This window comes from Gammaproteobacteria bacterium (assembly GCA_011375345.1).
In the GTDB taxonomy this organism is placed as follows: domain Bacteria; phylum Pseudomonadota; class Gammaproteobacteria; order DRLM01; family DRLM01; genus DRLM01.
This window is the reverse complement of record DRLM01000087.1, coordinates 13,870-35,620: the sequence shown is the minus strand read 5'-3', so window position 1 is coordinate 35,620 and position 21,751 is coordinate 13,870. Positions and strand designations below refer to the sequence as shown.

The following is a 21,751-nucleotide window of genomic DNA, read 5'->3' as shown; positions in this document are numbered from 1 at the left end:
GGATCTGGGGCAAATGGTGTGTCGGGAGATCGAGGCCGCCGGCGGCGTGGCCAGGGAGTTCAACACCATCGCCGTGGATGATGGCATCGCCATGGGCCACGGCGGCATGTTGTATTCCCTGCCGTCGCGGGAGCTGATTGCCGACGCCGTGGAATATATGGTGAACGCCCACTGCGCTGATGCCCTGGTGTGCATCTCCAACTGCGACAAAATCACTCCCGGCATGCTCAATGCCGCGCTGCGTCTGAATATCCCCGCCGTGTTCGTCTCCGGCGGGCCCATGGAAGCCGGCAAGGTGAAGCTGCACGGCAAAGACCTCAGCCTGGACCTGGTGGACGCCATGGTGGCCGCCGCCGATGCCAGCTATCCTGACGACGACATTGACGCCATCGAACGCGTCGCCTGCCCCACTTGCGGTTCCTGCTCCGGCATGTTCACCGCCAATTCCATGAACTGCCTCACCGAGGCCCTGGGCCTGAGTTTGCCCGGCAACGGCAGTCTGCTGGCCACCCACACCGGGCGCAAGGAGCTGTTTTTGAAAGCCGGGCGGCTGATCGTGGAGATCACCAAGCGTTATTACGAGCAGGACGATGCCCGCGTGCTGCCGCGTTCCATCGCCACCTTTGAAGCCTTTGAGAACGCCATGGCCCTGGACATTGCCATGGGCGGTTCCACCAACACCGTATTGCACCTGCTGGCGGCGGCCCAGGAAGCGGGGGTGGGTTTCGCCATGAAAGATATTGACCGCCTGTCGCGCAAAGTGCCCCATTTGTGCAAAGTCGCCCCCAGCACGCCCGTATATCACATGGAGGACGTGCACCGCGCCGGTGGTGTCATGGGCATATTGGGTGAGCTGGAGCGGGGTGGTTTGGTCCACGCCGGCGCGGGCACCGTGCACAGCGCCAGCCTTGCAGAGGCCCTGGCGGAATGGGATGTGCGCCGCACCAACAACGAGGCCGTGCACACCTTCTTCCGCGCCGCGCCTGGCGGCGTGCCCAGCACCGAAGCCTTCTCCCAAAGCCGGCGTTACACCGAACTGGACCTGGACCGCGAGCAAGGCTGCATCCGCGGCCTGGAACACGCCTACAGCAAGGACGGCGGTCTGGCCGTGCTCTACGGCAACATCGCCGAAGACGGCTGCATCGTCAAAACCGCCGGGGTGGACAAAAATGCCCTCAAATTCTCCGGCCCCGCCCGCATTTTCGAGAGCCAGGATGGTGCGGTGGAGGCCATCTTGGGTGGTCGCATCAAAGCCGGCGACGTGGTCATCATCCGTTATGAGGGCCCCCGCGGCGGACCCGGCATGCAGGAAATGCTCTACCCCACCAGCTACCTCAAATCCAAAGGCCTGGGCAAAGACTGCGCCCTGGTCACCGACGGCCGCTTTTCCGGCGGCACCTCCGGTTTGTCCATCGGCCATGTCTCCCCGGAAGCGGCGGAAGGCGGTGCCATCGGCTTGCTGGAAGAGGGCGACGTGATCGAGATCGACATACCCGGGCGGGCTATCCGCGTGGCCTTGAGCGATGAGGAACTGGAACGCCGGCGGAAAGTGATGGACGCCAGGGGCGCCCAGGCGTGGCAGCCGGTGGGGCGGCGGCGGGAGGTGTCGGCGGCGCTCAAGGCGTATGCGGCGATGACGACTTCGGCGGCGCGGGGGGCTGTTAGGGATGTGGGGCGGTTGAAGTGGGGGTGAGGTCTGGCTGGCCCGCATCGCTCACTGACCATAGGGAAAAGGGGTCGCAGCCCTTAATTTGTGTGATTTGTGCGTTCGCAATAGAGCTGACCGGCTTGATGTGTTGGCATCGGGGCATTGCAGGGGAGCGGGTGTCAAGCCTGCCGCCTTTTTCCGCAGGTCAGGCGCCTGCTTGAATTTGCATCCACCGCGCCAGGTCCTCCGGTCTGTCGACATCGTACCGGACGGATAATTCGTGCCAGTGCCAGTTCAAGTTGCGCAGGCGTTCGCGGGTGAGTGCCAGCACGCTGTCGCTGCCCCATGGGATTTCGCTGAACAACTCAGGATGATGCCGGCGCAATCCCAGCAGCCAGTAGCCACCGTCTTCGGCCGGTCCTAGCACGACATTGGCGCCCTTCGTCAGGGCAGCTTGGGCTTGTTCAATATCGGCAGGGCAAAGCGTGGGACAGTCTGTGCCCACCAAGATCACCGCGTCGGCACCGGCCAGGGTGGTGACGGCGGCGTGGCTCATGCGGGTGCCCAAGTCCGGGCCGTATTGGGTACGGGGCAGCAGGGCGTGGGTTTTTATGAGTGTGGCCAATGCGGGGTGGTGGATATCCGGCGCGCACCACAGTTCCACTGGCAGATGTGTTTGGCAAACTGTGGCGACGGTGCGTTGCATCAGGTCTTGGTGCAGGGTGGCGGCCTGTTCGGCACCGATGGCGGGAATGAGCCGGGTTTTGACCTGGCCCGGTACGGGCGCTTTGGCGAAGACGAGCAGGCGGGTGGTCATTTGTTGTAATAGCGTTTGACCAGTTGCTGAGGATCGGCGCCGAAATAGTAGGCCAGGCGCAAGTGCCACATCAACACGATGGTTTTCATTATGCCGTGTTGCTCCCAGCGGCGGCTGGAGGTGACGAGGGGCGTGGACAAGCACAACGGCCGGCTGTGTTGCTTGAGTTGGTGCGACAAGGCGATGTCTTCCATGAGCGGGATATCGGGAAAACCGCCGACTTTTTCAAACATTGCGCGTTTGACAAACATGGCTTGATCGCCGGTGGCGATGCCACTGAGCCGGGAGCGGAGGTTCATGCTTCTTTCCACGACACGCAACATCGGGTGCCGGCCTGACAGGCAGACGTCAAAGCGTCCCCATGCTTTACCGGTTTGATTCATGCCCCGGACGATTAGTTTGTCTGCATTGTGTGGTAGCAGGGTATCGGCGTGGAGAAACAGGAGAATATCGTTTGCCGCCGCATCCGCGCCGGTGTTCATTTGACGGGCGCGGCCGCGGAGGCTTGATATAACGTTGTCTGAAAGCGGTGATGCCTGCCTGGCCGTGTCGTCGTCACTCCCGCCATCCACAACGATGATTTCATGCCCCGCCCGTCGCAATGTTTGCAGGGGTTGCAAGGTGGCGGTGATGTTGGCACCTTCATTTAGAGCGGGGATGATGATGGACAAGCGCATGTTGGTGTTTTTGCGCCCCCCTTTTCAAAGGGGGGCAAAGTCAGCAACAACTGCCGGTGTCATCGCAACAGGCGGTGGCGTGAACGGCGCCTTTGGTTTCCGCGGCGGGGCGCCGGGTGCCGCTGGGGGCGCACCAGTTTACAGGTTCTTTTGCGTTCGCCGGGGGAATACCGATGAAATCGTTTTTCAGCGGGCCTTCGGTGAGAAAGCGATAGCTGCGTTCACACACGGCCATGCGCGCGCCGCGGTAGAAGACATGGCCCTCGTCGTCGGTGATGGAGGCGTAAGGGCCGCGGTAGATCACGGCGTGGCCGCAGTCCAGGCAAGGGTCGGTAGAGGCTTTCACTGCGGTCAGAGTGACGGAACGGAATTCGATGCCCTCAATGGTTTGCCAGGGTTCGGCATCCCACTTGTCGTAGGCCACGGCGAGGAAACCATTGCTGGCAAAGGCGGCCAAAAACTCTTCTTCACCAAAAGCGCCGGACAAACAGCCACTCCATAACTCGGGATCGTCTTTCAAGTGTCGGGGAATGGCTTCATCGGCGACGATGTCTGATACGGCCACGCGTCCGCCCGGTTTCAGCACGCGGTGAATTTCTTGTACCAGTTGTTGTTTTTGTGCATCGCTCACCAAATTGAGCACGCAATTGGAAATGACGAGATCAACGGAGTTATCGGGAATAAGCGGGTGTTCTTTTTTGTGTTGGGTCTTCCAGGCCTCCAGTCGCGCCAGGTCTTGCGCGTTGCGTACGGGATGTTGGGCCAGCCATTCTTCCATGGCCGCCACGTCCAGGGCGAGATCCTGAATGTAAGCTTTGCGGAAGTCCACGCGGTGGCCGCCCAGTTTGTCCGCCATTTCGGCCTGATATTTGCGCGCCAGGGCCAGCATGTCGTCGTTCATGTCCACGCCGATGACGCGTCCGGTTTCACCCACGAGCTGCGCGGCCATGTAACAGATTTTGCCGCCGCCGGAGCCTAGGTCCAATACCACGTCGCCCTCGCGCACATAAGACGAGGGGTCGCCGCAGCCGTAGTCTTTTTCGATGATTTCCCGCGGCAGGGGTTTGAGCAGTTCAGTGTCGTAGCGGACCGGGCAGCACAGGCTGTTTTGCACTGCTTTGGCGCCTTCGGAGTAGCGATCCAGGACGGCGGAGTGTACGTTCATTCTGTTCTCTCACTTACAATGTTGCAAACCAATAGCCAGGGCGCGAAGTTTGCGATGGGTAATGCCTGGCCTTTTTTCAACATCCTGTTATTAACCCGGCAATCAAACAGGTCGTGCTGACCTGTTTGATTGCCGCCCGCGAAATACGGGCGCCATTATGCGAAATGGCTGGTATTTCGCGGGCTCGCATTGACTTGCGCCAATGGCGGCACATCCCTGTGCCGCGCTATTAACCCGACAATCCTAATTGCCGGGTTAATAATTTCCGGGTTGATACCTCAAGGCTCCGCCACAACTGGAGCCCTGCCCGGCGGTGCAGCCGTAGCAGTGGTCTTTGACCACGATGGGCAGGCCGTTCAAATCTTTTCCCACAAGGTCATTGATGTGCGTGCGTGGTCGGCCCTGGTATTGCAAAGGCAGGCCCAGCATCTGATTGAAGTCGCAGTCGTAAACATAGCCTTGCCAGTCCACGCTGATGAGTGACAAGCACATTACGGATTCCAGATTTTCCTCACGGTAGGCGTCTTTCAACAGTTGCATGTAGCTGTCGAACTGCCCTTTGGAAATCAAGGTGCTGCCGAAGCGCTGGATGGGCATGTTCGCCAGTGTGAACAGTTGATTGAAGACAACGCCGTAGTGTTCGCTCAAGTGTTTTTTGTACGCGGCCTGAAGGCCGGCTTGTGCGGGCGGCAGGCTGGGGCCCTGCGGGTTGTAAACCAGATTCAGCGTCAAGTCGCTGCCGGCCTGGCCATACCCCAAGTCGTTGAGTTTTTTAAGACCACGCAAGCTGGCGCCGAATGCGCCCTTGCCCCGTTGCCGGTCCACATTGTCTTCGAGGTAGCAGGGCAGGGAGGCGACAACGTCCACTTTGTTTGCGGCGAGAAATTCCGCCAGGTCTTCCTGCCCCGGCTCTTCCAGGATGGTGAGGTTGCAGCGGTCCATGGCCTTGATCCCGCGCGCCCGCGCCGCGCGGACCAAATCGCGGAAATGGGGGTTGAGCTCGGGGGCGCCACCGGTCAGATCAAGGGTGCTCACCGCGGCGGCGTCCATGAATGCGATGAGGTGGTCTATGGTTTCACGACTCATCATTTCCCCGCGCCTGGGGCTGGCGTTGACATGGCAATGCAGGCATTGCTGATTGCAGCGGTAGCCCAGGTTGACTTGCAGGGTGTCGAGTGTTTTGCGTGTCAACAGGGGAAAGCCGGTGTCTTCCAGCAAGGGGAGGGTGGCATGCATGTATGAGTTCTCCGCGTCTTGAGTTGTTCTGTCATGTGCTTTCGCACCCGGAAGCCTGTTGCTTGGTGTGTTGCGCAAAAAATGCTGCTGCGCGCAGCGTCAATATCGGAAAATCTTCCCTCGCCCCCCTTTTTCAAAGAGGGGGCTCAGGAAGGTGGTGTCTGCGAATTCTTCGTCGGGCTCTGTGTCACTTTTTCTTCAGTGTCTCCCGCCGCACGGCGCTTTTTCAACACCACGGGAATCAGGGAAAACGCGCCCAGCAGGCCAAAAGCCAGCAGTGTCTCGCCGGAGATCAGTTGATCAAGCGATTCAATGCGTCCCAGCGATTGCCCCAGATTAACAAAAACGAAGCTGCCGGGGATGATGCCGAGGGCCGTGGCGGTGGCGTAGGTGCGCACCGACACCGGCGTGAAAGCCGGTACCAGGTTGACCAGCCAAAACGGAAACAGGGGCACCAGGCGCAAAAACAACAAGTAGTGAAAAGCGTTGTCGTGAAATCCCTGGATCAGCTTTTGCGCGCCGCTCCCCAGTTTTTTGCGGGCCGTGTCGGCGAACAGGTATCGCGCGGCAAGGAACACCAGCGTGGCGCCCAGGGTGGCGGCGCTCACCACCACGGCCGTGCCGGCCCAGCGGCCGAAGATCATGCCCACGGCCAGAGACATCACCACTGCGCCCGGCACGCTCAAGGCCACTGCCGTGGCATAGATCAGAACCGCCCCGGTCAGCACGGTCCAGAAGTGGCTGTCGGCATAGCCCAGCAGGGCATCGCGATTGGCTTTTAAATTGGCCAGCGTGAGCCACTCGTGCACGCCGGTGGCGAATACGGTGATGATGCCACCAACAAAGATGCCGGCAATGGCCAGCTTTTTCAAAGGCAATGCTTTCATTGGGGCACTACTTCGCTGCGAAGATTTCTGTATCCGGGTGAAACGCGTACCAGGCGAACCAAAACGCGCTGATGCCCGCCAGCTCCCTGCCCTTGCGGTCGAAGGCCCGGGCGCTTTGCGCTTGCTTGTCGAAGTGCACGCGCACGCTGAGGCCGCCGACGCGGTCTGCCACCTCGCCGCTGGTTTTTGCCAGCTCAGAATAGGGATAGGCTTTGCTTTTGCCCATCAGGGTCAGGCCCAGGACCCGCTCTTTGGGGTGGTAGCGCTTGCTGTGCGCGGTCACCGGAAAGAACAGGCGCCCGCTGCTGTAATAGCCGTCATAGGGATCGCGCTCATAATCGCGCGCAAAGCCGGTAGCGCGGGAAAGTACCAGTGTGTCGGGGTGTTGTTGGCGCCAGGCGGACCAGGTGGTGTGACTCAGCGGCAGCGCCCGCAAGCGCACGCCCCGCTCCGGGCCGGTCACGGCTTTGGCCAAGAGTTGCGACCACAAGGATTCTGTTTCCCGGTCATACAGCAACACATCACTGTTATACAGCAGGCCGGAGACGCCGAAGTGCCGGGCGCGGCCCCCCGCCTGGGAGGAAAAGGCCACGCCGCTGCCGCACAGGGGACAGAAGCTGACCACCACGGCCTCCCTGCCGAAGTGATCGTTGACGATTTCGTGCCAGTTCAAAATGGAGACGGGATAGGCCTTGGCGATACCGCCCCGCACCATGCCCAGCACCCGGTCGCCGGGCTTGAGAAAAGCCGCCTCGCCCGCGCCCACGAACGTCGGCCGGTCGATGGCGGGAATCCCGTCCCGTGGCGGGCCGCCGGGGAGGATCTCATCGGCGGGCACCAGGCTGCCGGCGAGGTCGAAGCCGTTGAGCTTGGGCGCGGCAAGGGCCTGGGCCGCAAGCAGCATAGCAGCGAGGGCTGGCAGCATGGTTTCAGGCAGCCTGACGACAGGCCTGCGCAAAACCGCCGGTCCCGGCCCCTCGCTATCAAAAAAGGGGCTTGGGGGGGATATGCCAATCATTGAAAAGTGCTCGCTGGTATTTGAAAGTTCCCACCTTGCCCCCCTTAAAATTCAAGGGGGGAACAGGGTCCGGCTGGCACGCCGCGAGACGGCCGGCAAACTCAGAAACTCAGACATTACAGCTTGTTGCAAAACGCTGTTGTGCAAGAAGCTGTGTGCGGTGCAAGGCCGCCGCAAACCGCGTATGTGGCTGCCGGTGCTGCTGAAAAAGGCCAGAAAGGCCATTTTCAACGTTTTATTTGGTCGAAGCCGGTGGCGTAACCTTACCGGACGGCTGGGGGGCGGGCCTATGATCAGAATTCAGCATCTCCCGAATCCGCGCCCTGGCCTCGGGGGAAAGTCCTGCGCCCGCTTTTTCCTGGCGGTGCAGCCAGGCGCGGGTGGCGTGGCTGAGGAAGCGGATTTGCACGGCGTAGCGGCGGCACATGCGGCAATACGCGTGGTGCAGCCGCACGCCCAGGCGCTGGCGCCAGGGGAGCGGTTCATCCAGCGAGCGGGAGACCAGTTCGCTGACTTCCTTGCAGGACAATTTGAATTTCACGCTAAACCTCCCCGGGGGGGCGGCTGAACCACTTGAGATCCAGGCATTGCCGCATGCGCATCCGGGCGCGGGATAAGATCACCCACGTGTTATTGGTCGAAGAAATGGCCAGGGCCTGACAAATCTCTTCTGTCCCCAGGCCTTCGAATTCCCGTAGTGTCAGGGCCTGACGCAGGCGTTCGGGCAGACCTTGCAGACATTCCTCCAGCACGCGCCAAAACTCCTCGTTCTCCAAGGCCTGGTCCGGATCGGCCCAACTGCCGGGGTCGGAAATCCAATGACCGCGGCCGTCGAAGGCCGCAGCGTCCAGCACGTCTTCCGGCGCCGTCTCCTCGGCATGTAACGGCCGTTCCCGTTGTTGCTTGCGGATATGGTCGATGAGCTTGTGCTTCAAAATGCTGGTGAGCCAGGTTTTTTCGGAAGCCTTGCCGGCGTAGCGCGACCTTGCCTGCACCGCGGCGAGGAAGGTCTCCTGCACCAGATCTTCGGCCACCATGGTGTCGCGCAGGCGCGCCATGGCGTAGCGGTAGAGTGCGTCGCCGTATTTGTCCAGCCATTCGTTGGGATCGGAAAGTTCGGCCATGGGGTCCGGGGAGGAGCGAAAAACCAGCGGGTATGGTACTAGGGATTGGCGTGGTGGCAAACGTCTCAGACATTCAGACACAGGGAACCCAACAAGGGCGCCGCGCCCACGGGCGGTGATGCGCTGTGATCCGCTGTGATCCGTCGTTGGCGTTTTGTTCACCGCGGCGGCGGCATCGAAACTGTCGTGCATGTGGTAAAGTCCGTGCTCAACCATCTGCTGGCGCCACAGGTCATTGTCATGCTTGATCCTTTCAACCATTCCCCCCGCATTGCTTATTTTTCCATGGAAATCGCCCTGGCCACGGACATGCCCACTTATGCCGGCGGCCTGGGCGTGCTGGCCGGTGATACCCTGCGTTCCGCCGCCGATCTCAGCGTGCCGCTGGTGGCGGTGACCCTGGTCAGCCGCGCTGGCTATTTTCGCCAGGAGCTGGATGCCGCCGGGCGCCAGATTGAGCACCCCGCCAGTTGGGAACCCTCCACCAGGGCGGCACCGCTGAATGCCAAAGTGGTGGTGGAGATAGAGAGCCGGCGGGTGTGGGTGGGCGGCTGGCTGTATGTGCTCAAGGGGCACATGGGCGGCGAGCAGCCGGTGATCCTGCTTGATACGGATCTGGAAGAGAACAACGACGATGACCGTCGCATCACCCATTTTCTCTACGGTGGTGACGAGGCCTACCGGCTCAGGCAGGAAATTGTGCTGGGCATAGGCGGGGTGCGCATGCTGCAGGCCTTGGGCTTTCAGGTGCGCCAGTATCACATGAATGAAGGTCATTCCGCGCTGCTGGCGCTGGAACTCCTGCGCCGCTACGCCTATCCCAGCGATGATGTGCGGCCGGGGGAATCCCCTTACGACATCCCCCGGGTGCGGGAGCTGTGCAGCTTCACCACCCACACGCCGGTAGAGGCGGGGCACGACAGATTTGACTACTCCCTGGTGCTGCGCATGCTGGACGGCTACATCGAGCTGCCCACCCTCAAGCACTTGGCGGGCACGGACAACCTCAACATGACCCGCCTGGCGTTGAATCTCAGCGACTACGTCAACGGCGTGGCCCAGCGCCACGCGGAAGTGTCGCGCCATATGTTTCCCGGCTACCGGGTGCACGCCATCACCAACGGGGTGCATCCCTTCACCTGGGCCAGTCCCCCCTTCCGGAAACTGTACGACACGGAGTTGCCGGGCTGGTGCCACGAACCCCAGCTCATGGTGCGGGCCGAGTGCAAGATCAGCGGCGAGGCCGTGTGGGAGGCCCATCAGGCCGCCAAGCAGAACTTGATTGCGACTGTGAAAAGCAACACCGGCGTGGCCTTTGACCCTGGCCGGCCGATTATCGGATTCGCCCGCCGCATGACGGCTTACAAGCGGCCCGACTTGCTGTTTTCGGATCTGGACCGCCTGCGCGCCATTGCCCGCGAGTATCCCTTTCAGATTGTCATGGCGGGCAAGGCCCATCCCAAGGACGAAGCCGGCAAACGCCTCATCGAAACCCTGCACCGGCACATCGGCGAACTTGCCGGCGTTATTCCCATGGTGTATCTGGCCGACTACGACATGGCCACCGCCCAACTGCTGGTGGCCGGCGCCGACCTGTGGCTCAACACACCGCTGCGGCCTCTGGAGGCCTCCGGCACCAGCGGCATGAAAGCCGCCTTCAATGGCGTGCCGCAGTTGTCGGTGCTGGACGGCTGGTGGATAGAGGGCTGCATCGAAGGCGTCAACGGCTGGGCCGTGGGCGGTGACGGGGCGGGGGCCAATGGTGACGACGCCGAGGCCTTGTACCGCAAGCTGGGGGGGGTCGTCCTGCCGCTCTATCACAGCGACCGTGCGGGATGGATCAAAGTCATGAAAGGCGCCATTACCCAAAGCGCGTCGTATTTCAATTCCCACCGTATGATGCGGCGCTATGCGACGGAGAGCTATCTGACTTGAGCCCGTCGCCTGGATCGCCGAGCCCCCCCCCAAAAAAAAAACGGACAGCAACATGACGTTTGTGGATGAGCACCCCGGCTGCGGCGACGAAAGCCAGCTTCAATTCGTCTCCCGCGCCTTCGAGCGTCTGGGCCTGCGCGATGACCAGCGGGAGCTTTTGTTGTCGTCCTTTCGCGAGACGCAGGTCAGCATTCCGGTGAAAGTGCGCACCGCTGACGGGGAAAGCCTGCGCACTTTCACGGGTTTCCGGGTGCAGCACAATCACGCCCGCGGGCCTTTCAAAGGCGGCCTGCGCTATCACCCCTCGGTGTGCCTGGGGGAGGTGCGTGCCCTGGCGCAGCTCATGACCTGGAAAACCGCGCTGGTGGACATTCCCTTCGGCGGCGCCAAGGGCGGTATTAACGTGGATCCCAAAAGCCTCAGCCTCGACGAGCTGGAAATGCTCAGCAAACGTTTCATGCAGAAAATGACGCCGGTGCTGGGTGTGCACGAAGACGTCATGGCGCCGGATGTGGGCACCGATCCCCAGACCATGGCCTGGCTGATGGAGGCCTACAGCAAAGCCCACGGTTACACCCCCGGCGTGGTGACGGGCAAGCCGGTGGAGCTGGGCGGCTCCCCCGGGCGGCTGGAAGCCACCGGCTTGGGCGTGGCGTTTGTCACCCGGGTGGCGGTGGAGAGCCTGGGCTGGGCCATGAAAACGCTGAAAATTGCCCTGCAGGGGTTCGGCAATGTGGGCTATCATGCCGCCCACGCCCTGGCTGCCATGGGGGCGCGCATCGTTGCAGTGAGCGACTCCTCCGGCGGGGTGTACGCCGAACAAGGCCTGGACATTGCCGCGGCAGGCCGCTACCGCGCTCATGCCGGCACCCTCGCCGGCCTGCCCGGCGCCGAGCCCCTGAGCAATGCCGAGCTGCTGGCCCTGCCCTGCGATGTGCTGATTCCCGCGGCCCTGGGCCATGCCATCGACACCCACAACGCCGCCCGGGTGGGCGCGCGTCTGATTGTGGAAGGTGCCAATATGCCCCTTACCCACCTGGCCGATGCCGCCCTGCGCGAGCGGGGCGTGCCCGTGGTGCCGGACATTATCGCCAACGCCGGCGGCGTGCTCACCTCCTATTACGAGTGGGTGCAGAATCTGCAACAGTTTCCCTGGGAGCGTGGCACCGTGCTCAGGCGGCTGGAAAAGCGCCTGGTGCGGACCTTCCATGAGGTGCGCGACGTGTCCGAACACCATCAGATTGACCTGCGTACCGCCGCCTATGTGCTGGCTATCCAGCGGGTGGCCCGGGCCCTGACGCTGCGGGGTTTGTGAGGCGGGGTCGGGGCTCGCGCCGGTAAGAAAGACAGGGTAAAGTGACGCCCCCGGGAGGGGCTTGCAATCGCACGCCAGGCCCCCATTTGCGGACAGGTTTTTCGTCTCTTCATCGCAAGCCTCAAGGGCGCGGCGGTGCAGCGGCAGACCCCGTGTTGACATGTTGAAATCGGAGTAACTGATGAAGCGCATCCTGCTTTTTCTGGCCACCAACCTGGCGATTATCGTGGTGCTCAGCATCACCCTGCGCCTGCTCGGCGTCGAGCGCATCCTGGATGAACAGGGCGTGGGGCTGGACTACAATTCGCTGCTGATCTTCGCCGCCGTGTTCGGCATGGGCGGGTCCTTTATTTCCCTGGCCATTTCCAAGTGGACCGCCAAGCGCATGACCGGCGCGCAAGTGATCGGACAGCCGCGCAGCGAGACCGAGCGCTGGCTGGTGGAGACCGTGCGGCGCCTGGCCCGGCAGGCGGGCATCGGCATGCCCGAAGTGGCCGTCTACAACGCTCCGGACGTCAATGCCTTTGCCACCGGCATGAGCCGCAACAAGGCCCTGGTGGCGGTGAGCACCGGTCTTCTTCAGAACATGAGCCGCGACGAGGCTGAAGCGGTGCTGGGCCACGAAGTGAGCCACGTGGCCAATGGTGACATGATCACCCTGGCCCTGATCCAGGGGGTGGTGAACACCTTCGTCATTTTCCTCTCGCGGGTCATCGGCCACCTGGTGGACCGGGTGGTGTTCAAAAATGAGCGCGGCCACGGCCCCGCCTTTTGGATCACCACCATTGTTGCCGAGCTGGTGCTGGGCATTCTGGCCAGCATGATCGTGTTCTGGTTCAGCCGCCGGCGGGAATTCCGGGCCGACGCGGGGGGCGCGAAACTGGCCGGCCGTCGAAAAATGATCGCCGCGCTGGAGCGCCTGCAAGCCTCCGTGCGCCAGCCCCATCTGCCCGACCAGATGGCCGCTTTCGGCATCTCCGGCAGCGTGGGCCAGGGCCTCCGTCGCTTGTTCATGACCCACCCGCCCCTCAGCGAGCGCATCGAAGCCCTGCGTCGGGCGCAGTCATGAAGCGCTGACCGCCAAGGCCGCCGAGTACGCAAAGGGCAGTTTGAGGCAGACAACAAACCCTTAGCGCCTCTGGGCGGCCTTGGCGGTTTTATCTCCTGACGCCGATGATCTCCCTCGAAGCCGCCCGCGATATCGTGCTCCGGCACGCCGTGCTGATGGGTAGCGAGCGCATTGCCCTGCACGAGGCTCTGGGCCGGGTGCTGGCTGCGGACATCACCGCCCGCCGCGAGCACCCGCCCTGGGACAACTCGGCCATGGACGGTTTTGCCGTGCGCGGCTGCGATGTGGCCCGGGCCGCGCCGGATGCGCCGGTGGTGCTGCGGCGGGTGGGTGAAGTGCGGGCGGGGGCTTTTTCCGGTTGCAATGTGGGTGCGGGGGAGGCCGTGGACATCATGACCGGCGCGCCCCTGCCCACCGGGGCCGACACCGTGGTGCGGCTGGAGGATACCAGGGTGTCGGGTGACTCGGTCAGCGTGATCAATGCCTGTGCCCGAGGTGCCAACGTCCGCCGCCGGGGCGAAGACATCCGCCTGGGTGAGCCGCTGCTGCCCCGGGGCTCGCCCTGCCGGCCGGCGGAAGTGGGCCTGCTGGCCACGGCCGGCCATGTGTGGGTGAACGTCTATCAGCGCCCCCGCGTCGCCGTGCTCGCCACCGGCGACGAGCTGGCCGAGCCGGGCGAGGCCCTGGGCCCGGAAAAAATCATCAACAGCAACAGTTTTTCCATCGCCGCTCTGGTGCGGGAAGCTGGTGGTGTGCCCATCGTCCTGGCCCCCGCCCGGGACAGCAAAGAAGACCTCAGCGCCAGACTGTGCGAGGCACTGGGCGCGGACATCGTGCTGGCTGTTGGTGGCGTGTCCCTGGGCAAATACGACTACGTGAAGGACGTGCTGAAGGCGCTGGGTGTTGAGATGAAGTTCTGGCGGGTCAAAATGCGTCCGGGCCACCCCGTTGCCTTTGGCGTGCTGCCGCAGACGCCGGGTCCACGCCTGTTTGGCTTGCCCGGCAATCCGGTCTCCTGCATGGTGGCCTTTTACCAGTTCGTCCGTCCGTTGATGCGGAAAATGACCGGCCTGTCGGCGCTCCGCCTGCCCGAGGTGGACGCCGTGCTGGACGAAGACAGCTACAGTCGTCCCGGCCGTGTCCACCTCGCCCGCGCCGTGACCCACTGGCGGGGCGGTGCCTATCGCACCCGCTTGAGCGGTGATCAGGGCAGCGGACTGATTACCTCCATGAGCCGGGCCAACAGCTTGATTGTGTTCCCCGAAGAGGGCGGCTGTTTTCCGGCGGGAGCGCGGCTGACGGTGCAACTGTTGCCGGAATGAACCGGCGCGCTATTCATCGTCGGAGAAGTCATACGACAATTCCTGCTCCGGCGCCTGCAGGAAATACCCCTGGATGTAGTCCACGTTGCACTGCCACAAGGTGGTGAGTTTGGCGGCTTCCTGGACGAAGGTGGCGATGGTGAGGGTGCCGAGGTCGTGGGCGGCCTGGACCATGATTTTCACCGTCGCTTCGCCGTGTTGGTCGCCCGTGAGTTTGTTCACGAAGGAGGGGGCGAATTTGACGAAGTCCGCCCGCAGTTGTTCCAGGTGCTCCAGGGAGTTGGTGTTCTCACCGAAGTGCCCCAGGGCCACGCGGCAGCGCATTTGCTTGAGGGCGGTGATGAGGGCGCGGCTGGCGTCCATGTCTTTGACCGCGCTGGCTTCACGGATTTCGAAGATCAGGCAGTCGCCGGGCAGGCGCAGGCTCTGCAGTTGCTTGCCGATCCACGGCACCAGGGTCTGGTCGGTCAACGAGTCCGCTGAGATTTTTATCAGGAAGCGGGTTTCATTGCCCTGGCGGCGGTGTCCGGTCAGGGCTTCCATGGCATGCTGGATCACCCAACGGTCCAGCGCGGGCATGAGGCCGGCTTCTTCCGCGTCGGGAATGAAATCGGCCGGCATTTTTTGCTGGCCGTCTTCCCCCTGCATGCGGATCAACACTTCGTAGGTTTCCGCCGGCTGGGCATGCAGATGGACGATGGGCTGATACACCAGGGCGAAGCGGCCTTCGCTGAAGGCGGCCCGCAGTTGGTGGCGGGTGGCGAGTTTTTTGTCTCCCGGCGGGCACTGGCCGGCGTCGGGTTGGGCGACGATGACCTGGTTGCCGCCCTCCGCCTTGGCTTGTTGACAGGCCGCGTCGGCCCAGGACAGCGCCTCCATGCCGCCCTGGGCGTCGCGCGGCAGACTGAGCCCGATGCTGCAGGTGGCGTGTACGGATTCGCCGTTGACGTCGAAGGTATGGGCGGCGATGGCTTTGCGCAGGGCGTGCATTTCCGCTTCCGCCTGGCCGGTCTGGGTGCCGGCCAGGAGAATGGCCAGGGTGCTGTCGCCGTAACGGGTGGCCAGGGCGCCGGGGCTGATGAAGGTGGTGATGTCGCGGAGAATCAGGTCGGCATTGGCCGCTCCCAGGCGTTCCGCCAGGGCGGCGAATTCGTCCACCTCCAGATACGCCAGCGCCGGCCGGGCCGGGGCGTTTCCGTTCATGCTGGCTTCCAGGGTTTCCAGGAAATGGGCCTGGTTGTACAGGCCGGTGCTGTAATCCTGGATGGCGCTGGAGCGGGATTTTTCCTCACCGGCGGCCGGGGCGGACACAGGAATGGAAAGCTGGATGCATTTTTGATCGTTGACGTGGGCGGTGAGCGCTTCCACCTCCGCGGCAAAGGTGGTGCCGTTTGCGGTGACCCGCACGGTTTCCCTGCCTGTGGTTTCCCTGCCGCTGTGCACCCGTTTCAGCAGTTTGATGAGCTTGGCCTGGTCGTCTTTGTGGATCAGGGCGGCGATATTGCTGGGGCTGGAGGGCTCTGCCGCCGCGCCGGTGAGTGCCACAAACACCGGGTTGGCGTAGATCACTTTGCCTTTGCGCACGCAGGCGATGGCATTGCGCGAGGTGTCCAGCAGTGCGGTGCAGCGGCGTTCGCTCTCCCGGAACATTTTTTCGTAGTGGCGCCGGGCGCGGCGTTCGGTGAGGTCTTTGAGTTCCCGTTGCACCACGAAGACCAGCTCCTCGGGGTGCTCCCGGGCGGTGAGGGCGCGGGCGCCGGCGTGTAACAGTGCCATCAGGTCTTCGCGGCAGGCGTCGTCGCTGACCAAAATCAAAGGGATGTCGCGCTTGGCGTGCTGCAGCAGGGCGATGGCTTGTTTGGCGCTGAAGCCGTCGGCGCGGGCCGGGCAGAGCACCAGATCCCAGTCCTGCTTCTTGAGCGCGACCTGGAATTCCAGGGGCGATTTGATGCGCGCGGCGGTGACGGCGAGGCCCGCCGCCTGCAGGGGATCGATCAGCGACTGGGCGCCTGCCGGGGTGTCTTCCACCACCAGCAGCCGCAGCACCGTTTGGGTGCTGGCTGCCTGAATTTTGGTGTCGGCCGTCTCGCTGGCCGGGTTTTCAATTGGTCGCGGATTTCCGTTCACGCGGGGCCACCCTGTGATGTACTTCCAGCATGACTGTCGGCCCCGGGCGCGAAAACCTGAACAGGCGGGGGGAGGGTGGCGCCGGCTGTGGTCTGGCCAGGGCCTGGGTTATGATGAATTGAGGCTCACTGGAGGAGACCGTCCCATGGAAGAGGTGCATGTAAGGCAGGCCGGTGCCGCCGACGCCGCGGCGATCAGCGTGGTGCACCGCAGTGCCTTTGCCGGTGACGCAGAGGCGGAGTTGGTGGAGGCGCTGGCCGGCTCCAGCCACTACGTGCCGGAGCTGTCGCTGGTGGCCGAAATCGGCGGCCGTGTCTGCGGGCATATCATGCTGTTTCGGGTGGCGCTGCAAAAGCCCGACGGCGTTAGTGTCGATGTGCTGGCCCTGGCGCCCATGGCCGTGGTGCCTTCGCGCACCCATCGCGGCGTGGGTTCCGCCTTGATACGGGCAGCGCTGACCCGCGCCGCCAGCCTGGCTTATCGGGCCGTGATCGTGGTGGGCTATCCGGACTACTACGGCCGCTTCGGTTTTTCCGAGGCCCGGGACAAGGGGGTGTCCTGCCCTTTGCCGGTGCCCGCGGAGTCGGTGCTGGCCTGTGAACTGGTCACCGGCGCCCTGGAAGGCGGCGGGCAACTGTTGTACCCGCAGGAATTCACCCGCCTGTTCCGCCAGCCGCGCCGCGCCGCGCCGTTTTTATAGGCCTGACCACAGGCTGCTGTGTCCCGGCGAGGAGCGGCTGAGCGGTTCCCCTGGTTCGTCCTCATTGTCCAGGGAGCGGTAGTGGAAGCGGGTGTAGGCCCGGGTGGCGTCCACAACCCGGGTCAGTTTCACCCGCTCTTCGCCGCGGCGGCTTTTCAAAACCAGCATTTCTCCCGGATGAAACAAATAGGCGGGGACCAGGATGCTGGCGCCGATTCCCGCCGCTTGCACCGGTGGCAGGAGCAGGCCGTGCAAGGCCTCGCCTTTCACCGGCGCGCCCAGGCGGCGGATATCCAAGGCGGTGGCCCGGGGGGCCAGCCATTGCAGGCCCAGTTCGACGGTGTCCGTGTCAGCGCATTTCAACCAGCGCACCACGGCAATGCCGTGGGTGATCCCGTTTTCGCTGATGTTCACCGCCAGCAAGTCGCCCACCCGTGCCGCCACCTCACCACCGTAGCGCAGGCGGGCGCCGGAGGCGCTTTCGTTGTCCAGCTCGGCGGTAAACACCTGACCGCTGCCGCGGGCCGGTGGCGCATTGTGGCCGGCGAAAACTTTATGGCACGCACTGAGGCCCAGTATCGCCCGTACCGGGGCGCGGGCAGCGGCGCGGGTGAAGCGGCGCCGGTCCAAAGCCCGCCAGGCGCGGTGCAGCCCCCGCAGCACATGCCGGCCCAGAGCGCGCCGGGCGGAGGGTTCGCCGCGGGGGCGGCGCGGGGTGGCACTGGCGTGCTCCATGGCGCGTTTCAGCAAAGGTTCCAGCTGCCGGGTGTCCAGGTGCAGCACGGCTTCCGGGTTCGGTGCCGAGGCGGGGTCGATGGGGGCGGGGGGGGCATCCATGGCGCGCTCGAATGAGAGCATGGCGTCCGCTGCCGCCGCCAGCCCGCCGCGGGACAGGCGGCAATGGGGCGCCCAGGCGGCCAGCAGTTCGTAGACATCGTGCAATTCCTGCTGGGTCAGCCGCTCCGGGCCCGCCAGCGCCAGCAGCACGACGCGCGTGTAGAGGTCTTTCACCGTGGTGCAGGCACCGTCGCGCGGCAGGGGCGAACTCACCTCCCGGGCATGCATGCCTCTTTCCTCGGCCATTCGGTAGAGGGCGTTGATTTTCAGCCAGCTGCCCGGAGGGGGAGGTTCATAGCGTTGGCAGGCCACCAGCAGCGCCTCGCCGCGGTAACTCAAGGCCCGGTGCACGGCGGCGAGGTAGAGGTCTCCGTCCTGGGCAAGACGGTTTTGCAGGGCGATATTCTCAAACACCCGTTCGTAGGCCTGGGCGAAGGCATCATACAGGGCGCCGGCGGCCGCCGCGGCCTTGCGGCTTTTGCCCGGCGCGGGCAGGGGGGCATCGTGATAGTGGCGCGCCAGGGCGTCGCTGAGATAGGCAATGACGGGGCGAAGCTGCTCCAGCACCCGGAACAACTGGGCGCCGGAGATGTTCTCTTCCTGCACGGCCTGCAGGGCATGGAATACCCGCCGCGCCGTTTCCCCCACGTTGGCCAGGGGCAGTGCCGCAACCCAGCTTTCCACTGCCCTCGGTCGCGGGTCGAACGGGAGGGCTTGATCGCCATGATGGTCTGTCTTGGGTGAATCGGGTGGGGTGGGGGATCCCATAAGCGGTGGATTCCTGGGTGTCAGCGAGGGCTTTGGTGAATCGGGCACATGGACTGTTTCAAAAGCTGAGTCAGTGGGTATGTTACCCGGCACTTGAGGTTTGATGATATTTGTTCACAGCGGGTGCTTCGCCTCTTCGCCGGCCACTTCGCGCACCAAGCGCGGCACGAGATAACCGGGCAGGCGCCGGCGCAGGGATTGAACGATGCGGCGGGCCTCCTGGTCGCTGACCCGGAAGTGGGCGGCGCCCTGCACCGGATCCAGGCTGTGCAGATAATACGGCAGTACCCCGTGGTCAAACAATGCTTCGCTGAGCCGGGCCAGGGTGTCGGCCTGATCATTGATGCCCGCCAGGAGCACGGTTTGGTTCAGTATGCTGCTGCCGGTGGCTGTCAGCGCCAGCAGGGCCTGGCGCACCTGCCCGCCGTCAAGTTCCTGGGGGTGGTTGGCATGCACCACGACGACGGACTTGAGGCGCGTCTCCCCCAATAACGCCACGAGTTCAGGGGTCACCCGTTCCGGTAGCACGATGGGCAGGCGGGTGTGGATGCGCAGGCGCTTGAGCCCGGGCAGGCGCTCCAGGCGGGAGACCAGTGCCGCCAGTTTTGGGTCGCTGAGTGTCAGGGGGTCGCCGCCACTGAGTATGATTTCCGCAATGGTGGGGTCGGCGGCGATGTAAGCCAGGGCCGCTTCCCAGCCCGGGTCGGCAGCTTTGGTCTCCTGATAGGGGAAGTGCCGGCGAAAGCAATAGCGGCAGTGGATGGCGCAGGTGCCGGTAGTGAGCAGCAGCGCCCGGCCGTGATATTTGTGCAGCAGGCCCGGCACGGTCATGGCGCGGAGGTCGCCCACGGGATCAGCGGAAAAACCTGCCACCCGTTGTTCTTCCGCCGCCGTGATGAGCACCTGGCGGAGCAGGGGGTCATGGGGATCCCCTTTTCTCATGCGCCCGACATAAGACCGGGGTACCCGCAGCGGAAAGGCAAGGCCGCGCGGGCCGGAACCGGCCAAAGAGGGCGGCAGCGCCAGCTCGCGCAAGAGTTCTGCGGGGTCGCGTACGGCATTTTGCAGGGCCAGCTGCCAGGCGGGGCGCTGCACGGGGACGGGGTTTGGCTGTACCATAAAAAAAGCGCTTTTTTGTCTCTGCGGTGGCGGGTCCGGCGGGTGTTGAACAATCCCTCTCCCGCGATGCGGCGGGACGGCATTCCCCCCCCGGGGGCGGGCGCGAGATCCTGCTCCTTGCGCTTGGCCGCAGGCCTGCGGTGCAAGCCGGTTAATTTAACTTATCAGAGGATGTTATGGCGACGTTTAGTACCAACGAATTCCGCAGCGGCTTGAAACTGATCCTCGATGGTGATCCCTACGCCATCATCGAAAACGAATTCGTCAAACCCGGCAAGGGCCAGGCTTTCAACCGCGTCAAGCTGCGCAACCTGAAAACCGGCCGCGTGGTGGAGCGCACGTTCAAGTCGGGGGAAAGCGTGGAAGGCGCGGACGTGATGGACACCGAAATGCAATACCTTTACAGCGACGGCGAATTCTACCACTTCATGGTGCCAGACACCTTCGAGCAATTCGCCGCCAGCGAAGCGGCCATGGGCGATGCGGCCAAATGGCTCAAGGGCCAGGAAATGTGTCTGGTGACCTTGTGGAACAATGCGCCCCTCACGGTGACGGCGCCCAACTTCGTCGAGCTGACAGTGACTGAAACCGATCCCGGCGTGCGCGGGGACACGTCGGGCGGAGGCGGCAAGCCGGCAACGCTGGAAACCGGCGCGGTCATCCGTGTGCCTTTGTTCATCGAAGAAGGCGATGTGTTGAAAGTGGACACCCGCAGCGGTGAGTACGTGTCCCGCGCCAAAGCCTGAGGGGTCCTGCTTTGACCCCTGGTGATGACTGGCGTCCCAGCGCCGATGTGGAGGCCTTGCATGCCCGGGCCCGCTTGCTGGCGGAGCTGCGTGCGTTTTTTTCCGAACGCGGTGTGCTGGAGGTGGACACCCCCGTGATGGCGGCCTGCGGGGCGGCGGATCCCCATCTGCAAAATTTCGTCACCCATTACCACGATCCCGGCGCCACGGATGCGGTGCCGCTGTATTTGCAGACCTCCCCCGAGTTCGCCATGAAACGCCTGCTGGCGGCCGGCAGCGGGCCCATTTTTCAAATCTGCAAGGCTTTTCGCAACGGCGAACGGGGCCGCCTGCACAATCCCGAGTTCAGCCTGTTGGAGTGGTATCGCCCGGGGCTGGGTTACCGTGCCCTGATGGACGAGGTGGCGGATCTGCTTGCCCGAGTGGGTCTGGGCGCGGCCACCAGCACCAGCTATCGCGAGGCCTTCGGGAACCACGTGGGGGTGGACCCCATGGCGGTGGAGGACGCTGAACTCAGACGTTTGGCGCTGCAGCGGGGGCTGCATGCCGGCACCGCCGCAGACGACGGGCGCGATACCTGCCTGCACTATTTGTGGTCCCATTGCGTGGAGCCGGAGCTGGGCCGCGCGGGGCCGCAGTTTGTGTTTGATTTCCCCTCCACCCAGGCCATGCTTGCCCGCATCCGCCCGGGTGCCGTTGCGGTGGCGGAGCGGTTTGAACTGTTCGTTGAGGGGGTGGAGCTGGCCAACGGTTTTCAGGAACTGACCGACCCGGTGGAGCAGACGCGCCGGTTCGGGCAGGACAACGCCCGCCGTCGCTCCCTGGGCCTGGCCGCAGTGCCCCCGGATACCCGCCTGCTCGCCGCCCTGGCCCACGGATTGCCGGAATGTTCCGGTGTTGCCCTGGGCCTGGACCGTTTGTTACTGGTGCTCCTGGGCCGGTCCAGGCTTGACGAGATTCTGGCGTTTCCCGTGCACCGGGCCTGACTGCCCGTCTGTCGGTATTGCTTACATTTTTCTTGTGCGGACGGCATGGCGGTTTCCGAGGTGCCGGCATGGAAGCCGTTTTTCCGCTATATCTCAGCAATCCGGTGTGATTTTTGCTGATTCATTTCAGGTGCGGGGTTTAAACCCTTGAGCGCCATGGACAATGATGTTCAAATGCACTCACGGAAGGGAGGCGGGTTCAGTGCTGGTCAGCAGGGAGCATGGGTACAGGGCCGTACCCGTGATTCCATACAA

At 63.6% G+C, this 21,751-nt stretch carries 18 protein-coding genes and 1 pseudogene; 8 read left to right on the top strand and 11 right to left on the bottom strand.

Translation table 11 applies throughout. From position 1 onward, the window contains the following. The coding region (locus ENJ19_06555; protein HHM05387.1) for a dihydroxy-acid dehydratase at positions 1-1,693 on the top strand (1,693 nt) is incomplete at its 5' end. A gap of 160 nt (positions 1,694-1,853) precedes the next feature. Here ENJ19_06555 and ENJ19_06550 read toward each other — a convergent pair. From ENJ19_06550 to ENJ19_06515, 8 genes and pseudogenes are all read right to left on the bottom strand, one after another. Next, complete coding sequence (locus tag ENJ19_06550) at positions 1,854-2,465, bottom strand: glycosyltransferase (GenBank protein HHM05386.1); 612 nt, start codon at positions 2,463-2,465, stop codon at positions 1,854-1,856. After that, positions 2,462-3,142 (bottom strand): glycosyltransferase, encoded by a 681-nt coding sequence (locus ENJ19_06545; protein ID HHM05385.1) that lies wholly within the window; start codon positions 3,140-3,142, stop codon positions 2,462-2,464. Before ENJ19_06545 ends, ENJ19_06550 begins: the two co-directional genes overlap by 4 nt. Before the next feature lie 40 nt (positions 3,143-3,182). Next, positions 3,183-4,307 carry a methyltransferase domain-containing protein gene (locus ENJ19_06540; protein HHM05384.1) on the bottom strand — a complete coding sequence of 375 codons (1,125 nt, stop codon included), beginning with the start codon at positions 4,305-4,307 and terminating at the stop codon, positions 3,183-3,185. A gap of 255 nt (positions 4,308-4,562) precedes the next feature. After that, positions 4,563-5,543: a radical SAM/Cys-rich domain protein gene (locus ENJ19_06535; protein HHM05383.1), complete on the bottom strand. Its 981-nt coding sequence runs from the start codon at positions 5,541-5,543 to the stop codon at positions 4,563-4,565. Positions 5,544-5,689: 146 nt separating this feature from the next. Next, positions 5,690-6,430 carry a TVP38/TMEM64 family protein gene (locus ENJ19_06530; GenBank protein HHM05382.1) on the bottom strand — a complete coding sequence of 247 codons (741 nt, stop codon included), beginning with the start codon at positions 6,428-6,430 and terminating at the stop codon, positions 5,690-5,692. 7 nt (positions 6,431-6,437) lie between these two features. Continuing rightward, complete coding sequence (locus ENJ19_06525; GenBank protein HHM05381.1) at positions 6,438-7,334, bottom strand: DUF3179 domain-containing protein; 897 nt, start codon at positions 7,332-7,334, stop codon at positions 6,438-6,440. Positions 7,335-7,839: 505 nt separating this feature from the next. Next, a pseudogene (locus ENJ19_06520) lies at positions 7,840-7,977 on the bottom strand (zf-HC2 domain-containing protein). A 13-nt stretch (positions 7,978-7,990) separates the two neighbouring features. Continuing rightward, complete coding sequence (locus ENJ19_06515) at positions 7,991-8,833, bottom strand: sigma-70 family RNA polymerase sigma factor (GenBank protein ID HHM05380.1); 843 nt, start codon at positions 8,831-8,833, stop codon at positions 7,991-7,993. On the opposite strand from ENJ19_06515, the gene glgP reads away from it, so the two are divergent. From glgP to ENJ19_06495, 4 genes are all read left to right on the top strand, one after another. Then, the gene (gene glgP, locus ENJ19_06510) at positions 8,813-10,507 is read left to right on the top strand and encodes an alpha-glucan family phosphorylase (GenBank protein ID HHM05379.1); all 1,695 of its coding nucleotides are present in this window, start codon (positions 8,813-8,815) and stop codon (positions 10,505-10,507) included. The genes ENJ19_06515 and glgP overlap by 21 nt on opposite strands. Positions 10,508-10,559: 52 nt before the next feature. Further along, positions 10,560-11,822 (top strand): glutamate dehydrogenase, encoded by a 1,263-nt coding sequence (locus ENJ19_06505; protein ID HHM05378.1) that lies wholly within the window; start codon positions 10,560-10,562, stop codon positions 11,820-11,822. A 181-nt stretch (positions 11,823-12,003) separates the two neighbouring features. Then, positions 12,004-12,891: a protease HtpX gene (gene htpX / locus ENJ19_06500; GenBank protein ID HHM05377.1), complete on the top strand. Its 888-nt coding sequence runs from the start codon at positions 12,004-12,006 to the stop codon at positions 12,889-12,891. A gap of 104 nt (positions 12,892-12,995) precedes the next feature. Continuing rightward, the gene (locus ENJ19_06495; protein HHM05376.1) at positions 12,996-14,213 is read left to right on the top strand and encodes a molybdopterin molybdenumtransferase MoeA; all 1,218 of its coding nucleotides are present in this window, start codon (positions 12,996-12,998) and stop codon (positions 14,211-14,213) included. A gap of 9 nt (positions 14,214-14,222) precedes the next feature. On the opposite strand, the gene ENJ19_06490 is transcribed toward ENJ19_06495, so the two are convergent. Beyond that, entirely contained in the window at positions 14,223-16,340 is a 2,118-nt protein-coding gene (locus tag ENJ19_06490; protein ID HHM05375.1) for an EAL domain-containing protein, read from the bottom strand. Positions 16,341-16,356: 16 nt separating this feature from the next. Between ENJ19_06490 and ENJ19_06485 the strand changes: the two genes are divergently transcribed. Then, the gene (locus ENJ19_06485) at positions 16,357-17,040 is read left to right on the top strand and encodes an N-acetyltransferase (GenBank protein ID HHM05374.1); all 684 of its coding nucleotides are present in this window, start codon (positions 16,357-16,359) and stop codon (positions 17,038-17,040) included. On the opposite strand, the gene ENJ19_06480 is transcribed toward ENJ19_06485, so the two are convergent. Together ENJ19_06480 and epmB are read right to left on the bottom strand one after the other, a co-directional pair. Beyond that, positions 17,035-18,561: a hypothetical protein gene (locus ENJ19_06480; GenBank protein HHM05373.1), complete on the bottom strand. Its 1,527-nt coding sequence runs from the start codon at positions 18,559-18,561 to the stop codon at positions 17,035-17,037. The genes ENJ19_06485 and ENJ19_06480 overlap by 6 nt on opposite strands. Before the next feature lie 198 nt (positions 18,562-18,759). Beyond that, positions 18,760-19,764, bottom strand: a complete 1,005-nt coding sequence (gene epmB / locus ENJ19_06475; protein HHM05372.1) for an EF-P beta-lysylation protein EpmB — start codon at positions 19,762-19,764, stop codon at positions 18,760-18,762. Positions 19,765-19,940: 176 nt separating this feature from the next. Here epmB and efp point away from each other — a divergent pair, with 176 nt between their 5' ends. Together efp and epmA are read left to right on the top strand one after the other, a co-directional pair. Then, complete coding sequence (gene efp / locus ENJ19_06470) at positions 19,941-20,510, top strand: elongation factor P (GenBank protein ID HHM05371.1); 570 nt, start codon at positions 19,941-19,943, stop codon at positions 20,508-20,510. Between the two features lie 11 nt (positions 20,511-20,521). Beyond that, complete coding sequence (gene epmA / locus ENJ19_06465; GenBank protein ID HHM05370.1) at positions 20,522-21,496, top strand: elongation factor P--(R)-beta-lysine ligase; 975 nt, start codon at positions 20,522-20,524, stop codon at positions 21,494-21,496. Positions 21,497-21,751: the final 255 nt, after the last annotated feature.

Coding starts and splice junctions, on each gene's coding strand:
- ENJ19_06550 (HHM05386.1), bottom strand. CDS start 2,465: ATGACCACCCGCCTGCTCGTCTTCGCCAAAGCGCCCGTACCGGGCCAG.
- ENJ19_06545 (HHM05385.1), bottom strand. CDS start 3,142: ATGCGCTTGTCCATCATCATCCCCGCTCTAAATGAAGGTGCCAACATC.
- ENJ19_06540 (HHM05384.1), bottom strand. CDS start 4,307: ATGAACGTACACTCCGCCGTCCTGGATCGCTACTCCGAAGGCGCCAAA.
- ENJ19_06535 (HHM05383.1), bottom strand. CDS start 5,543: ATGCATGCCACCCTCCCCTTGCTGGAAGACACCGGCTTTCCCCTGTTG.
- ENJ19_06530 (HHM05382.1), bottom strand. CDS start 6,430: ATGAAAGCATTGCCTTTGAAAAAGCTGGCCATTGCCGGCATCTTTGTT.
- ENJ19_06525 (HHM05381.1), bottom strand. CDS start 7,334: ATGCTGCTTGCGGCCCAGGCCCTTGCCGCGCCCAAGCTCAACGGCTTC.
- glgP (HHM05379.1), top strand. CDS start 8,813: ATGCTTGATCCTTTCAACCATTCCCCCCGCATTGCTTATTTTTCCATG.
- ENJ19_06515 (HHM05380.1), bottom strand. CDS start 8,833: ATGGTTGAAAGGATCAAGCATGACAATGACCTGTGGCGCCAGCAGATG.
- ENJ19_06505 (HHM05378.1), top strand. CDS start 10,560: ATGACGTTTGTGGATGAGCACCCCGGCTGCGGCGACGAAAGCCAGCTT.
- htpX (HHM05377.1), top strand. CDS start 12,004: ATGAAGCGCATCCTGCTTTTTCTGGCCACCAACCTGGCGATTATCGTG.
- ENJ19_06495 (HHM05376.1), top strand. CDS start 12,996: ATGATCTCCCTCGAAGCCGCCCGCGATATCGTGCTCCGGCACGCCGTG.
- ENJ19_06485 (HHM05374.1), top strand. CDS start 16,357: ATGTACTTCCAGCATGACTGTCGGCCCCGGGCGCGAAAACCTGAACAG.
- epmB (HHM05372.1), bottom strand. CDS start 19,764: ATGGTACAGCCAAACCCCGTCCCCGTGCAGCGCCCCGCCTGGCAGCTG.
- efp (HHM05371.1), top strand. CDS start 19,941: ATGGCGACGTTTAGTACCAACGAATTCCGCAGCGGCTTGAAACTGATC.